Origin of the sequence: Bradyrhizobium sp. 197 (assembly GCF_023073375.1) — a bacterium.
Taxonomy (GTDB): Bacteria; Pseudomonadota; Alphaproteobacteria; order Rhizobiales; family Xanthobacteraceae; genus Bradyrhizobium.
This window is the reverse complement of sequence record NZ_JADPJJ010000079.1, coordinates 19,899-35,032: the sequence shown is the minus strand read 5'-3', so window position 1 is coordinate 35,032 and position 15,134 is coordinate 19,899. Positions and strand designations below refer to the sequence as shown.

The window sequence follows — 15,134 nt, the reverse complement described above, 5'->3', positions numbered from 1 at the left end:
TCATGGCCTCGATATCGATCCGTAACCTCGTCAAGCGCTACGGCAATTTCACCGTGATCCCCGATCTCAATCTGGAGATCGCTGACCACGAATTCGTAGTGTTCGTCGGCCCGTCCGGCTGCGGCAAGTCGACCCTGCTGCGCATCATTGCGGGCCTCGAGCCGATTTCATCGGGAGACCTTTATATCGGCGACAAGCGCGTCAACGGCGTCCAGGCCGCGCGGCGCGACATCGCGATGGTGTTCCAGGACTACGCGCTCTATCCGCACATGCGCGTCTACGACAATATGTCGTTTGCGCTGGAGTTGCGGGGGACGCCGAAGGCGGAGATCGATGCGCGGGTGAAGCGCGCCGCCGCGCTTTTGCACATCGAGCCCTATCTCGACCGCAAGCCGAAGGAGCTCTCCGGCGGTCAGCGCCAGCGTGTCGCCATGGGCCGCGCGATCGTGCGCAATCCCAAGGCGTTCCTGTTCGACGAACCGCTGTCCAATCTCGACGCAAAACTGCGCGGGCAGGTGCGGGCGGAGATCAAGGCGCTGTCGCAGGAGCTGAAGACCACCATGGTCTTCGTGACCCATGACCAGATCGAAGCCATGACCATGGCGGACCGGATCGTCGTACTCCAGAGCGGCACGATCCAGCAATATGACACGCCGGAGACGGTCTACGAGCGGCCGGCCAACCAGTTCGTGGCCGGCTTCATCGGCTCGCCCGCCATGAATTTCTTCGCCGTAGAATGGCGCGAGGAGCGTGCGATCCTTTCGCAAGGAGGAGCAACGCTGCCGTTGGATGGCGAGACCGCGGGCCGCCTGCGGCAGGCCGGCAGCGCTGTCGTCGGTATTCGCCCTGAACATTTTACGATTGCTCCCGATGCCGCCGACGGCATCGCCATCAACGTCAAGCTCGTCGAGCCGCTCGGCTCGGATACGCTGATCCATTTCGATCTCGCCGGCGTGTCGTCGATCGCGCGGGTCGATCCGTCCCTGCGGCCAAAGGTCGGCGATCGTCTCGGCCTGCGTCCGCAGGCGGGCAAGACCCATTTGTTCGATGCGACCAACGGGCAGGTCTTGCGGTGAGCGCGTCGGCGAACATCGGAGATATGTCGGCGCTGGCGGCCGTGGCGTCCGGGGCCCGGCCTGTGCAGGTGGTCTGCCTGGGATTGTCCGCGCTCGACCAGGTCTGGCGCGTCGATCGTCTGTTCGCGGGTGGAAGCGAGAAGATCAAGGCCGCCGGCTACGGCACCCTTGGCGGAGGCATGGCCGCCAATGCGTCGGTCGCGGTGGCAAAGCTCGGCGCTTCCGTCGCGTTCTGGGGCCGGGCAGGCAATGATGCCGCGGGCGCGGAGATGCGCTCCGCGTTTGTTGCCGAAGGCGTCGATGTCGATAATTTCCGGCTGTTTCCCGACGGCCGCTCCTCCGTCTCCGGAATCATCGTCGACCGTTCGGGTGAGCGGCAGATCGTCAACTTCCGTGGCCTGTTCCCGGAAGCTGCGGATTGGCTTCCGCTCGAAGCGGTCGCCCGCGCATCCTCCGTGCTGGCCGATCCGCGCTGGGTCGAAGGTGCCGCAACGTTGTTCCGTGAAGCCCGCGCGCGCGGCATTCCCGCGGTGCTTGACGGCGACGTGGCCGATGCCGACGTATTCGAGCGGCTGCTGCCCTTGACCGACCACGCGATCTTCTCCGAACCCGCGCTCACATCCTTTGCCGGCTCGGCTAGAGATGAATCTCTTGCCTCGCTCGCGCGCTTCGGCTGCCATGTCATCGCCGTCACGCGCGGTGATGCGGGCGTGAGCTGGTACGAGAATGGCCAACTGCACCAGCAGGCCGCGTTTGCGGTTGATGTCGTCGACACCACCGGCGCGGGCGACGTCTTCCACGGCGCCTATGCGCTTGCGATCGGCGTCGGCCTCGATGTGCGCGCCGCCATGGCGTTTTCGGCAGCGACAGCTGCGATGAAATGCCGCCACGCCGGCGGCCGCAACGGAATCCCCACCATCAACGAGTGTCTTGCATTCATGAGGACGAAGCCATGAGAACGATTGGAAAGAACCGCGGCCTGGCACGGCTCGCAGACGCGGATGGCCACTTTCGCATGGTCGCGCTGGATCAGCGGCCGCCACTTTTCGATGCCATCGCGAAAGCAAGAGGCATCGCGCGGGATCAGGTCGAATATTCCGACGTGACGGCGGCCAAGCGCCTCCTGGTCGAGAACCTCGCGCCGCATTGCAGCTCGATGCTGTTCGATCCAAATTTCGCGGTGCCTGCCGCGATCGATCTGCTGCCGCCGCGCTGCGGCCTGATCATGACGCTGGAAGAGCATCGCGTCGAAGAAACCGCAGGCGGTCGCAAGTCACGCGCAATCACCAACTGGAGCGTGGAGAAAATCCGTGCCATGGGGAGCGATGCCGTCAAGGTGCTGGCCTGGTACCGGCCGGATGCCGATGCCGCAGTGAACGAACATCAGAAGCGGTTTGTCCGCGAGATCGGCGAGGACTGCGCCCGCCACGACATTCCCTATGTCCTCGAACTGCTTGTCTATCCGTTCCTCGGCAGCGCCAATCACACCGCTGATTACGTGGAGTCGCCGGGCAAGCTGCCGGGCCTCGTCATCGACAGCGTCCGCGAGTTTGCCAAGCCGGAATACTGCGTCGATCTCCTCAAGCTGGAGAGCCCGCTGGCGGCCAATAGCCTGCCGGCCCGCGACGGCAGTGCGCAAGCGAAAGCCGCGCAGAAGGAATTCGATTCGATCGGCGATATCTGCCGCGAGCGCAACATCCCCTGGGTGCTGCTGTCGGGTGGCGCTGCGCCCGAAAAGTTCGAGCGCGTCCTCGACTTCGCCTATGCTGCAGGCGCCGGCGGCTTCCTCGCCGGCCGCACCATCTGGCTCGATGCCGTCCTGAAGAATTTTCCGGACCGCGCGGCGGTGTCGGCAAGCCTGCGCAACGATGGCCTCAACGTGCTCGAACGGCTCAGCGAACTGACCACGGCCAAAGGCACGCCGTGGAAGGCGCGCTTTCCTGTGTTCACTGATATCAAGCAGGAAGGTGACTTCGCGCGCGCCTATTGAGAGGGTGGCAGTTCAGCGTGGTCCGATCTCGCTCGCAGGATCTGCAACATGACGACTGACAGCTTCACCATCCGCTCGATCGAGGCGTTCTGCTATCGCTATCCGTTGGCGACGCCGGTGGTGACGTCGTTCGGAAAAATGCTCAACCGCCCCGCCGTCTTCGTTCGTGCTGTCGACGAAGACGGCGTCGAGGGGTGGGGCGAAGCCTGGTCCAACTTCCCCGCACCGGGGGCGGAGCATCGCGCACGGCTCGTCAACGAGGTGCTCGCGCCCGGCCTCGTAGGGCGCAAGTTCGATAGTCCCGCGCTGGCATTCGAGGTCCTGACCAAGGGCACCGAGGTGCTTGCGCTTCAATGCGGCGAGCCCGGCCCGTTCGCGCAGGCGATTTCGGGCATCGATCTCGCTCTGTGGGATCTCTCCGCGCGTCGGCAGCGCTTGCCACTGTGGCGGCTTCTCGGCGGGCAGTCGCGCAGGATCAAGGTCTATGCCAGCGGCATCAATCCCGGCGGCGCCGCGCAAACAGCCGAAGCCGCGCTCAAGCGCGGCCATCGCGCGTTGAAGCTGAAGGTCGGGTTCGGAGCCGAGACCGATCTCGCCAATCTGGCTGCACTGCGCGCGATCGTTGGTGCCGACATGCTCGCCACAGATGCCAATCAAGGCTGGTCAGTCACGCAGGCGCTGGAGATGATGCCGCGCCTTGCCGAATTTGATTTGCGTTGGTTGGAAGAGCCCATCAGGGCCGATCGGCCGCGCGAGGAGTGGCACAAGCTGCGCGCCGAGGCGAAGATGCCGATTGCCGCCGGCGAAAACATTTCGAGCGTCGAAGGCTTCAAGGAAGCCCTGGCCGAAGACGTGCTCGGCGTGGTCCAACCCGATATCGCGAAGTGGGGCGGGCTCAGCGCCTGCGCTGGACTGGCTCGCGACATTCTGAAGGCGGGCAAGACCTTTTGTCCGCACTATCTCGGCGGCGGCCTCGGCTTGCTTGCGTCCGCGCATGTTCTCGCCGGTATCGGTGGCGATGGCTGGCTGGAAGTCGATGCCAATGACAATCCGTTGCGCGATCTGTTTTGTGGCCCGATCCTCAATGTGAGGGAGGGCACGGTTGAATTGGACCAGGATCCGGGGCTCGGAATAGTGCCTGAACTTTCATATATCGAACGCTATCGCAGCAGTTAGACTTGCAGGCGATCTGTCGGCCTTCTGGCGACTGTGGATCACTCTTGATTGAGCTCGATTTCTTTGGCCACGATTTCGAGGCGTGGAAAGCGAGCAATGAGGCCCAGGGGCTTCCAGGTGAGTAGGCGATCCTCACGGCCGGTGCTCATAGGCGCAGATGCTCGATGCTTGCGGACCGGTCGATCCGATTAGAACCAGCGCCAGCCGCAAACACGGCGGCCGCGATGCCACCAGCAAACCCATCGGCGCCGACGCCGGCGCGGCGGAGGCCCCCAACCGGGACCCCACTGTGCTTCAGTCACGAAGTCGGGCCGCTTATCGGCAGGTCCGGGGTTGGACGCGACCGGCATCGCCTCCGCTGTGCCGATGAAGCGAAGTGCAATCGCGCCAACCGCGCCAGCGGCGACGGCGTTCTGGGCGAGACCGAGGAAATCGCGACGGGTGGGAGCGTTCATGGTTTTCTCCTCTTCGGGTTAGGTTAAGCGGCTCTCCCCTGGGATTGCAGCGCGTAGAGTAGCCACGCGAGCCCGTGCGAAATCAGATCGACTCCCAGCAGGAATCCAAGCGCCCAGACGCTGATGGATGAGAAGCCAAACACGATCAGGAAGCCGGCGAGCAGTCCGATCACGCCAGAAACCAGCATCAGCCAGCCACCCTGTCGCCAATGTGCAAAGCTCAGCACGCACCGGATGATGCCCGATGCCAACAGAACCGCGCCCAGGAGGGAGGTCAGGATGAGGGCACCGGCTGCCGGTTGCGTGAGCAGCAGCAACCCGAACGCGAGATAGAGCGCGCCGAGCAGGATCTGCCACAGGAATCCGCCCCATCCCTTTGTCCAGAAGGCGTGGATGATCTCGAATGCACCGGCAAGGATTGCGGTAAGCCCGATCAGCTTGACGCTGATGATCGTTGCGAAGACGATGTCGCCCAGCGCCAAGATGCCGGCCGCGATCATCACGACGCCAAGGAGCGCGCATGTCCACCGGGATGGAGAACTAAAGGTCTTTACCTGGGGGCTGCTATCGTAGGTGGCCACGTCATCCTCCCGCATTCCGGCGGCCAATCAAGTTGGCGCCACGGAAACGCTAGTCGCCGCCGCGCAACATCGACATCCGATGAAACCCTGAATGTGTCGGCGGGAATATTCGCGGTGTCCCGAAGCCTGCCGGAAAGTGCTTCCCGGCGTTCTGGACGCGCGGGTCAGGTGGTTCGCGCCGGAACCGATCGTGCCTTCAGGCGCTCGCGCAGGCGCTGGAATGTCACATAGAGCATTGGCACCATAAAGATTCCGATCGAGCTTGCGCCGAGCATGCCGGCAAAGACGGCGGTCCCGACCGCCCTGCGGCTCAGTTCAGCGGCGCCGGTTGCGAGCACCAGCGGCAGCAGCCCGAGAATGAAGGCAACCGAAGTCATCATGACCGCGCGGAACCGCATATGCGCCCCCTCGATGGCGGCCTCCGCAAGTTCCGTCCCGGCTTCTCGTCGTTCCTTCGCGAATTCCACGATCAGGATGCCGTTCTTGGCGGCAAGCGCGATCAGCACCACGAGGCCAATCTGGCCATACAGATCGAGATCGAGGCCGGCGATTTTGATCCCGATATAGGAGCCGAGCACGCCGACAACGACGGACAGCAGCACCGGGATCGGGATCACCGTGCTCTCATAGAGCGCCACCAGGAACAGATAGGCGAACAGCACGGCCAGCGCGAGCACCGCTCCGGTTTGTCCTGAAGCCTGTTGCTCCTGATAGGCGGTGCCGGTCCACTCGAAACTGTAGCCCGCGGGCAGTACGGCATTGGAGACCTCCGCCATGGCCGCTATCGCGGTGCCCGACGAGACGCCTGGCGCCGGGCTGCCGTTCACCGTCACTGAGCGATAATTGTTGTAGCGGGTGATGACCTGAGGCCCGGTTACGATCTTGATGCCGGCGAGCGACCGCATCGGAACCATCTGACCGGTATTGTTGCGCACATAGATGCGCCAGATATCGGAAATGTCGGCGCGGTCGAGCGCCTCGCCCTGCACGTTGACCTGCCAGGTGCGTCCAAAGAGGTTGAAGTTGTTGACGTAGATGCCGCCCAGCGTCGCCTGAAGGGCGGTGAAGATATCGCTGATGGTCACGCCGAGCGCCTGCGCCTTGCGGCGATCAATGTCGAGATAGATCGATGGATTGGTCGCGGTGAAGGTCGAGAACACGCGCGTCAGTCGTGGATCGGCATTGGCCGCTCCGATCAACGCACTCGTGACACTGGAAATCGCGGCCGGGTCCTGTCCTTCCAGCGCCTGGAGCTGGTATTCGAACCCGCCTGAGGTCGAGAGTCCGATGATCGGCGGCATGTTGAACGGTAGCACATTGGCCTGCCGGATTTGCGCGCCGGCTGCGTAAGTCTGCCGGATCAACGCCTGCACCGAATCCGCGGCCGCCTTGCGATCGGCAAACGGCTTGAGGCGCGTCACCACCAGCGCACTGTTGGGCTCGGACGCCCCGTCGAGCAGGGAGAAACCTATGATGGCCAAGACGTGGTCGACCGCAGGCATCTGCGTCAGGACTCGCTCGATCTGTCCGGTGACCTCGCTGGTCCGCGCGACAGACGCGCCGTCCGGCAGTTGTATCGAGGTGAAGAAGGCGCCCTGGTCTTCCTCGGGAAGGAACCCTGTCGGAGTCAGGTGCGACATCCCGAAAATGCCGGCCGCGAACATTGCGGCGAGTATGAGCGAGAGGCTTGCCACGCGCAGTAGACGTCGTACACCGCCGCTGTAGCGGTCGCGAATCCAGTCGATGCCGTCAAGAACGCGTCCGATCACGCCGCGCCGCGGTCCGGTATGCCGTAGGATGAGCGCACACAAAGCGGGCGACAGGGTCAGCGCATTGAGCGCCGAGATTATCATGGCGGCGCTGATCGTCACCGCAAACTGCCGAAACAACGTGCCGGAAATGCCGGGAATGAAGGCGATCGGAACGAAGACGGAGAGCAGCACCAGCGTGATCGCAACAATCGGCGCCGTGATCTGCCTCATGGCCTTCTTGCTGGCCTCGGCCGGCGAAATATCCGGTTCTTCCTCCATCACACGCTCGACGTTCTCCACGACGACGATGGCGTCATCCACGACGATGCCGATGGCGAGCACCATTGCGAGCAGCGACACCGTATTCGCTGAATAGCCGAGCATCAGCAACACGGCGAAGGTGCCGACCAGGCTGACCGGCACGGCAACGGCCGGTATCACCGTCGCGCGAGGATTGCCGAGGAACAGATAAACCACGATCACGACAAGGACGAATGCCTCGCCCAGCGTCCGCAGAACTTCCGAGATCGTATCTCGTACGAAGCTCGTGGAATCGTACTGCACGAGATAGCTCAACCCCATCGGGAATCGCTTGGACAGCCGCTGCATCGTGGCTGCGACCGCCTGCGCGGTCGTTACGGCATTGGCGCCCGGCGCCAGATAGATCGCGAGAGGCACCGCGGCGCGCCCGTCGATCCTCGCTTCGCTGTCAAGGTTCTGCGCGCCCATCTCGACCCGGGCGACGTCCTTGACGAGCAGCGTCGAACCGTCCGGGTTGGCGCGCAGCACGATATTGGCGAACTGGTCGACCGTTGCGAGCCGCCCCAGGGTCTGCACGTTGAACTGGAATTGCTGGTCGTCGTTGATCGGACGCGCACCGATGCGGCCGACCGGCGCCTGGACGCTCTGCGTGCGAATTGCTGCGATCACGTCCGAGGGCGTGAGATTGAGGCTGGTCAGCCGCTGCGTATCGAACCAGATCCGCATCGAGTAATTCATCTTGGCGAACAGGTGAGCCTGGCCGACGCCGGGTGTGCTGGAGATCGCGTCGAGCACGTTGATGATCGCGTAATTGGTGATGAACAGCGGGTCCTGCTGACCTTCGGCGCTGTACAGCACCAGAAATTGCAGGATCGCCGACGATTTCTTCTGCACCGTCACGCCCTGCTGCTGTACCTCAGTGGGCAATTGCGACAGCGCGCTCTGCACCCGGTTGTTGACGTTGACGGTGTTGATATCGGGGTCGGTGCCGAGCGCAAACGACACCGTCAGGGTGTAGCTGCCGTCGTTGCCGCTGGTCGATTTCATGTAGAGCGCACGATCGACACCGATCACTTGCGCTTCGAGGGGCTGAGCGACGCTGGTCTCCACGACCTCGGCAGACGCGCCGGGAAAGGTGCCGGCGACCGTGACCTGCGGCGGCACGATGTCCGGGAACTGCGCTACCGGGATCCGCGTCAGCGCGAGCGCGCCTGCGATGGTGATGATGAAGGCAACGACCATCGCAAGTCGCGGGCGATCAATGAAGACGGCGGACATCATGGTTTTTTGTCCTCCGGGCGCGTTCCGGTCGAGGCGTCACGGTCTGGCAACGAGGGTGCGTCGCTTGCGCCGGCCTTCATGCTCGACTGGATCAGCGCACTGGCCGGACCCGGCGAAACCGCCTGACCTGGACGAACCCTTTGCAGGCCTTCGACGATGACCTTGTCGCCGGCGGCGAGCCCATTGATGACGGAAGCGATGGTGGGCGTCGACTGCCCAAGCTGGATACGACGTTGTTCGGCCTTGTCGCCGGTGCCGACGATGAGAACGTAGTCGCCCTGCTGATCGGACAGCACCGCCGAACGCGGGACCGCCAACACCTCGATGGGCTGGATACCTTCCAGCACGACCGTAACGAACTCGCCGTCGGTCAGTTCGTGGACGGTCACGCCCGCGACGGACGGCGCGCGCAGGATCGGGTTGTCGATCTCGCCGCGCACGGTGATCGTGTCGGTATTCTGGGCGATCGTGTTGTCGACAAAGTTCAGCTTGCCGGACTGGCCATACATGCGGCCATTGGGCAGTCGCAGCCGGATCACCACGGCTTCCAGGCCCCCTTGCGGTCCATAACGTTCGCGCAGTTCGAGTGCCTGACGCAGCGGCACCGGGAAGGTGACGTACATCGGATCCTGGCTGACGATCGTGGTCAGCACGCCCGAGCTTGGACCGACGACATTGCCTTCAGTCATGGCTGTGCGTCCGATCTTGCCGTCGATCGGCGCGCTGATCATGGTGTAGTCGAGGTTGATCTGGGACGCATTGACTTGTGCTTGTGCGGCCTGGACCTGGGCTTCCAGGCTGCGCTCGTTGGCGATCGCTGCGTCGTAGGTCGATTGCTGACCGGCTGGCCCACTGAGCAGCGTACGCGCGCGCTCGGTCGTCTGCTTGGCGTTCTCGAGCATCGCCTGGAGCTGGGCCACCTGCGCCTGCTTTGACGCAAGATCGGCCTCGAACGGGCCGCGCTCGAGCCGGTAGAGCGGGGCGCCCTTTTTGAGCTCGGCACCGTCGACGAACAGTCGCTGTTCCAGAAACGCGGTGACGCGAGCCACGATATTGACCCGATTGACCGCCTCGATCCGCCCGAGAAATTCGCTGCTCTCGGTGATCGGTCGCTTGATCGCTTCGACGATGCCGACAGCAGGCGGAGCGCTGGAGGCTGGCTGTGCTAAGGCCATGCCGCCAGCGATGAATGTCAGGAAACTCGCCGCCAGCATCCTGACCGAAATTTCCGCAAGGTCCATTGTCCGCTCCCGGCTCCAGGGCTTGGGACAAGTTGCTATCGCTGTCCGCGCGGGCCGAGTGTCAGGTTCGTAATCCCCGCCGCAAGGTTCAATCCGATTGATCGCTCGATCGACAGCGGCTGGAGCGCAATCGTCCGGCGAGAGCCTCCAATGAGAACGTTTGCTCCGAGCCCGGGACCGAACGCGACATTGCCGCTCGCGCCCACGTAGCTCCCCCGCAGCGTGCCGGGGCCGACGCGCGAGTTCCTGGCGAAGACGGCCCATGAGAGGCTTCCGGCGCTGGTCACGCCGATGTCGAGACCAACCCGCCTGATCCGCCCGTCGTAGACGTACTGCCGAGTCGGGCGTGTGGTCGTGAATACGCAACGAAGCTCCTGCGCGGAGCCAAGCACCAGCCCAACGCGTGGTGTGCTGGCGCAGATAAGCCGGCCGACTCGGAACGTTTCCGCGTGCGCGGGCAGGGCGTCGGCGCACATCAAAGCGAATCCGCAGATGATTGCGAGAAGCAGGTTAATGCGCATTCAGGCCTCCGTTTGGCTTCCAGTGTTGTCGGGCAAGCTCGCTGGGGTGCGGTCCTGACGAAGCCAGAACGTGATACCGAGGCCAATCAGCAGGACGGCGCCCAACAGGAAGAAGATGACGGATTGCTGCAACCAGGATATCGCCGGAACCGTGATGCCCATCGCAAGGCCGAGGAAGGCGATCTGGGCGGACTGGAGACTGACGCCGGCGAGGAATGTCCCGAGCGCGAGCAAGGTAAGGAGAACCAGGCTTGTCGCCGGCGTCGGCAGCAACTGCTGAACTCCGGATACCAGCATGATGTTCATCGCGACCAGAACGGCGACCCAATGCAGCGCCTGGGTCCAGATTAGCCGCCAGCGCTCCTCCCTGCCCTCGACCTCGGGCCACTTGTTGATGACGCAGACTACGCCGATGGCAAGGGCAAGGAATTCCCAGTAGCCGACGAGAGGCTGATGCGAAGCATTGGTGTAGGCGACGCCCGCAATGGCGAGCACAAGCGCGACGATGTAGGGCAGCTGCTGCCACAACAAGCGGGTCATCCCCGGATGTAATGCCGGCGGATCCGTTGCGGCGTTCCGTTCAGCTTCGAGCTCGCTCATGCGGCACCTCAGGATCGTCCCTTGTTGACCACCAGCGGGGGATCGCCGAGATAGTCCTCGACGTAGAACCTGATGATCGCGACCCGACCGACCGCGACGAGTGGCATGGCGAGCGCGATGCCCATGACGCCGAACATGGCGCCCAGCAGTACGATCGCCACCAAAGTCCAGGCCGGGGGGATTTCGACGGCTTGGCGCTGGATCAGGGGGCCGATCACGTATCCTTCGATCGACTGGATCAGGGTATACACGACAACGGCCCAGATCAGCGGTGATCCCCCGAGCGGCATAGCGACGAGCGCGATCGGAATTGCGGCGACGATCGGCCCGAGATACGGGACGAAGTTCGATAAGCCCGCCTGCAAACCAAGCAGGAAGGGACCAGGCAGCCCGATCCAGTAGAGCGCGATCCAGACGCACAGCGTCATCAGGACGATGCGGATAAGTTGTCCTACGAACCAGAGCCGCAGGACGCTTCCCATCTGGTCCATCACGCCGCGCATCCGTGCGCGATAGGACGGCTTCGCGAGTATGACGAGACTTTCGCGGTGGCTATCGGGATCGAAGGCGAAGAGGATGCCCAGGAACAGGATCACCAGCACGCCAGTCAGGAAGCTCGACGCCCCGCCAAGGACGAATTGGGCGTGGCTGAAGAACCGGCCTTGGTCGGAGACCAGCCATTGCGTGAAATCCCGGCCCCATTCGGGACCGAGCAGATCGACGCCATAGGTCAGAAGATGCTGCTGCAGGACGTCAAACTGGGTGTCCATGACCTTGAGCAGAAGACGAGTTTGCTCCGGAAGCTTGCCGGCTCCCCACACGAGGCCAAGTCCGACCGCTGCAGTGAGCAGCAGCAGCACCAAGGTCAGGCGCCAGATGCGACCGAGGCGGACGACAGGCGCAATCGCCCTTGCGGCGGCATCCAGAAGCGCCGCAAACAGCACGCCCGCGAAGATGATGAGCAGGCTCGAGACGGTTTTCCAGATCAAAAAGAGGGCCACGCTTACGCCGAGCAGAGCGAGGCCCGTTGCGAGAATGCTGCGCGGGCCGTGTTCGATCGCCGGCGTCCTGCGGATCGCGCTCTCGTGGAGTTGCTCGTGTCCGGACGTCGCGTCGCTCATCGTGGGAACTCGAGGATTGCAGCTGGGACCGTCGCATCCGCCCATCAGGTACGAACACGGCGGCTGCCATAGTGAGGATGCGAGCCGCCGCGATGGCGCCAATGGCGATGCTTGGTCGGGTTCGTATTCGTATTTGGTGTGGCGGCTGCGGGCGCTGTCGCTGCGGGTTTCGGCGTCGACGCGGTCGATTGCGCTTGGGAGAAACTCGGCTGCGCGGCCGCGATCGACCCGATTAGGATCAGTGCGCCATAGACGGTCCGGACGTTCATGTTCGCCTCCTTTCGACCAACAACACCTCAGATCGAGATCGCGCCGACGGCCAGCGCATACACGCCGGCACACGCAGCGAGTGCGATCGCAGCAAAGATGATCGCCTCGAACGGCTCGAAGACGGCCTCTTTGCGCTCGCGTTTGGCCAGAAAGAATAGAACCGTTCCCGGCGCGTAGAGTATCGACGACAGCAGGAGAAACGTCGGGCCACCGGCGTAGATCATGCCGATGGCGTAGAGCGTTGCGATGGCCGAGCGGATCCCGTCGACGGTGCGGGCGCGTTCGCCGGCACGGTAGGAATTGCCGAGATATGACAGTTTGAGGCCGTACGCCGCGACCAGGAAATATGGGATCAGCGTCATCGCGCTGGTCATCTTCAGGGCGACGGTGAACGCGTACTCCGCGAACCAGGTGACCAGAACGAAGGCTTGGATGACGCAGTTGGTGAGCCAGAGTGCTCCGACAGGGACTTCGTGTTTGTTCACGACCGCGAGAAAGGAAGGCATGGTGCGGTTGATGGCCGCGGAATGCAGCACCTCGGCAGCGAGCAGCGACCACGACAGGTAATTGCCCAGAATCGACACCAGCAGCGCCAGGCTGATGAAAATGCCGCCCCATCGCCCGACCATCGCTTCCATCACGCCGGCCATCGACGGTGTCGGCAGGCCCGCGAGCTCCCGTCGCGGCAGCACCCCGTAGGATAGTATCGTCACAAGGACGAGAAGGCAGAGAACGGACAGGAATCCGGTGACGGTCGCAAATCCGATGTCAGAGCGGTCGCGGGCGTAGCGCGAGTAAACGCTCGCACCCTCGATTCCGACGAAAACGAATACGGTGAGCAACATCGTACTTCGGACCTGTGAGGACACCGCTGCCGCGCCCGGCTGCTCGGTCCCCCAGAAATTCTGCGAGATCAGGTCCGGATCGAGGACGATGAACGCCACGCCGATGAAAAGCAGGATCGGGATGATCTTGGCGTAGGTCGCAATTGTGTTGAGCATGGCGGCGTTCTTGATGCCTCGCAGTACGAGGAAATGGACGCTCCACAGGAGGAGGGATGCCGCCGCGATCGCCGCCGGCGTCGTGCCGTCGCCGAAGATCGGAAGGAATTGGCCGACTGTCGCCTTGATCAGGATGAGGCAGGCGACGTCTGCGAGGCAGCATCCGATCCAATAGCCGGCCGCCGAAGCGAAGCCGATATATTCACCGAAGCCAGCCTTGGCATAGGCGTAGATGCCGGCGTCCAGGTCCGGCCGACGACGGGAGAGCGCCTGAAAAACGAAGGCGAGCATCAGCATGCCGGTGCCCGCGATGATCCAAGCGATCAACGTCCCGAGGACGCCCGTGGCGTGTCCAAACGATGCGGGCAGCGCGAAGATGCCGGAGCCGATCATCGACCCGACCACGAGCGCGACGAGCGCGCTACGCGAAAGCTTTTGGTCGACCTCGTTCGACGAAGGAGCCATGAGGAGAATGGCTTTCCGGCCGGAGATGAAGTGGGCGCGACCTCGAAATGAAACGGGGCGGGCCGGCCACTCTTGGTCGAGATCTTAGAAGCGACCTCCCGGTCGGAACATCAGGGATTCCATGTAGAGGGCAATGTCGGAAATCGGCCCGACCGCGACCCCGCGGCAGCGGTGTGACGCCGGCGGGGAAGGAAGCTGTGCTCTAATGCCGATTGGCCGGTCCAGGCGCCGCGGCGACGATCAGCACGAAGCTGGCGCGGCAGAATTCGCCTGCTTTTGCGATTTCTGCTGCGATACGTCTGGCGTGTACGACCGCGGCTTCCTGATCCACGTGCTCATATCCGGTCCCGTCCAGGCAGAGCCCGTACTTGTCGACGATATGAAAAAAGTAGCGCATGCGGATTGAGTAGGCCGCTGTGCCGCGAGCTACCAGTGACAAGCGTGTAAGGAATCTAGGCAAAAGGGATGAGGAACTCGCGCGCACGCTATGGTCGCGGGCCACCAGCGCGTCCGGAGATAGGTATTGTATCTGCCTGCGATCGGGTGATCAGCTGATGTTGCAATCGCAGGCCGGCCGGTATTGTGCATACTTCCTGCCCAGACGCGAGGAGGCCAAGCGATGTCCGACTATGATCCGAACGCGACTTTCTCGACCACGGCTGGCACGTCGCCTGCGATCGACGTTGGATTACGCGCCTACATGCTGCGCATCTACAACTATATGGCCGCGGGCGTTGGCCTGACCGCCGTTGTTGCGTGGCTGACTTATGAGGTTACCGGTCCCGCATTGCTGGAGAGCCCGCTGATGTGGGTTTTCATTCTAGCTCCGCTCGGGCTGGTGTTTTTTATCGGAGCGCGCATCAATACGCTGTCGGCGGCAACGGCGCGGCTGTTGTTCTTCGTCTATGCCGCGTTGGTCGGTGTCTCGCTCTCGATCCTGCTGCACATCTACACCAGTGCCTCGATCACGCGCGTCTTCTTCATCGCGGCCGCAATGTTCGGAGCGCTCAGCATCTTCGGTTACTCCACAAGGCGAGATCTGTCCGGGCTTGGGAGCTTCCTGTTCATGGGCCTGATCGGCGTCATCGTCGCAAGCCTGATCAACCTCTTCCTGAGGTCGACGGGGCTCGATTGGTTGATCTCGATCGTCGGCGTCGGTGTCTTCGCGGGGCTTACTGCCTACGACACCCAGCGGATCAAGGCGATGTATGACAACAGGGACGACGAGACCACGGCAGGTCGCAAGTCCGTGATCGGGGCGCTGTCGCTCTATCTGAACTTCATCAATCTGTTCATGATGCTCCTGCGCCTCTTGGGCGGTCGGCGCTGAAGGCTAAGCTCGAG

The 15,134-nt window shown here is 63.2% G+C and carries 15 protein-coding genes; 5 read left to right on the top strand and 10 right to left on the bottom strand.

The annotated features are described in order from the left end of the window. Positions 1-2 precede the first annotated feature (2 nt). Genes IVB27_RS18980 through IVB27_RS18965 form a run of 4 tightly spaced genes read left to right on the top strand, consistent with a single transcriptional unit; the run spans position 3 to position 4,242 of the window. Entirely contained in the window at positions 3-1,076 is a 1,074-nt protein-coding gene (locus tag IVB27_RS18980; protein ID WP_247444853.1) for an ABC transporter ATP-binding protein, read from the top strand. Continuing rightward, on the top strand, positions 1,073-2,032 hold the full coding sequence (locus IVB27_RS18975; protein ID WP_247444852.1) for a sugar kinase: 960 nt from the start codon (positions 1,073-1,075) through the stop codon (positions 2,030-2,032). The genes IVB27_RS18980 and IVB27_RS18975 overlap by 4 nt, the downstream gene beginning before the upstream one ends. Continuing rightward, entirely contained in the window at positions 2,029-3,066 is a 1,038-nt protein-coding gene (locus IVB27_RS18970) for a tagatose 1,6-diphosphate aldolase (protein ID WP_247444851.1), read from the top strand. Before IVB27_RS18975 ends, IVB27_RS18970 begins: the two co-directional genes overlap by 4 nt. A gap of 48 nt (positions 3,067-3,114) precedes the next feature. Further along, a complete protein-coding gene (locus IVB27_RS18965; RefSeq protein WP_247444850.1) occupies positions 3,115-4,242 on the top strand; it encodes a mandelate racemase/muconate lactonizing enzyme family protein in 1,128 nt (375 codons plus the stop codon). A 188-nt stretch (positions 4,243-4,430) separates the two neighbouring features. On the opposite strand, the gene IVB27_RS18960 is transcribed toward IVB27_RS18965, so the two are convergent. The 10 genes from IVB27_RS18960 to IVB27_RS18915 all read right to left on the bottom strand — a co-directional run bounded on the left by IVB27_RS18960 (position 4,431) and on the right by IVB27_RS18915 (position 14,187). Further along, positions 4,431-4,697 carry a twin-arginine translocation signal domain-containing protein gene (locus IVB27_RS18960; protein WP_247444849.1) on the bottom strand — a complete coding sequence of 89 codons (267 nt, stop codon included), beginning with the start codon at positions 4,695-4,697 and terminating at the stop codon, positions 4,431-4,433. 23 nt (positions 4,698-4,720) lie between these two features. Continuing rightward, a complete protein-coding gene (locus IVB27_RS18955) occupies positions 4,721-5,278 on the bottom strand; it encodes an HdeD family acid-resistance protein (protein ID WP_247444848.1) in 558 nt (185 codons plus the stop codon). Positions 5,279-5,442: 164 nt separating this feature from the next. Further along, positions 5,443-8,571 carry an efflux RND transporter permease subunit gene (locus IVB27_RS18950; protein ID WP_247444847.1) on the bottom strand — a complete coding sequence of 1,043 codons (3,129 nt, stop codon included), beginning with the start codon at positions 8,569-8,571 and terminating at the stop codon, positions 5,443-5,445. Beyond that, complete coding sequence (locus IVB27_RS18945) at positions 8,568-9,812, bottom strand: efflux RND transporter periplasmic adaptor subunit (protein WP_247444846.1); 1,245 nt, start codon at positions 9,810-9,812, stop codon at positions 8,568-8,570. Before IVB27_RS18945 ends, IVB27_RS18950 begins: the two co-directional genes overlap by 4 nt. A 35-nt stretch (positions 9,813-9,847) precedes the next feature. After that, positions 9,848-10,333 (bottom strand): DUF992 domain-containing protein, encoded by a 486-nt coding sequence (locus IVB27_RS18940; protein WP_247444845.1) that lies wholly within the window; start codon positions 10,331-10,333, stop codon positions 9,848-9,850. Continuing rightward, positions 10,334-10,933, bottom strand: a complete 600-nt coding sequence (locus tag IVB27_RS18935) for a hypothetical protein (protein ID WP_247444844.1) — start codon at positions 10,931-10,933, stop codon at positions 10,334-10,336. A gap of 8 nt (positions 10,934-10,941) precedes the next feature. Continuing rightward, complete coding sequence (locus IVB27_RS18930) at positions 10,942-12,054, bottom strand: AI-2E family transporter (protein WP_247444843.1); 1,113 nt, start codon at positions 12,052-12,054, stop codon at positions 10,942-10,944. A 44-nt stretch (positions 12,055-12,098) separates the two neighbouring features. Continuing rightward, positions 12,099-12,323 carry a hypothetical protein gene (locus tag IVB27_RS18925; protein WP_247444842.1) on the bottom strand — a complete coding sequence of 75 codons (225 nt, stop codon included), beginning with the start codon at positions 12,321-12,323 and terminating at the stop codon, positions 12,099-12,101. A gap of 27 nt (positions 12,324-12,350) precedes the next feature. Next, positions 12,351-13,790: a basic amino acid/polyamine antiporter gene (locus IVB27_RS18920; RefSeq protein WP_247444841.1), complete on the bottom strand. Its 1,440-nt coding sequence runs from the start codon at positions 13,788-13,790 to the stop codon at positions 12,351-12,353. A 202-nt stretch (positions 13,791-13,992) separates the two neighbouring features. Next, positions 13,993-14,187 (bottom strand): DUF6894 family protein, encoded by a 195-nt coding sequence (locus IVB27_RS18915; protein WP_247444840.1) that lies wholly within the window; start codon positions 14,185-14,187, stop codon positions 13,993-13,995. Between the two features lie 222 nt (positions 14,188-14,409). Between IVB27_RS18915 and IVB27_RS18910 the strand changes: the two genes are divergently transcribed. After that, complete coding sequence (locus IVB27_RS18910) at positions 14,410-15,120, top strand: Bax inhibitor-1/YccA family protein (protein ID WP_247444839.1); 711 nt, start codon at positions 14,410-14,412, stop codon at positions 15,118-15,120. Positions 15,121-15,134: the final 14 nt, after the last annotated feature.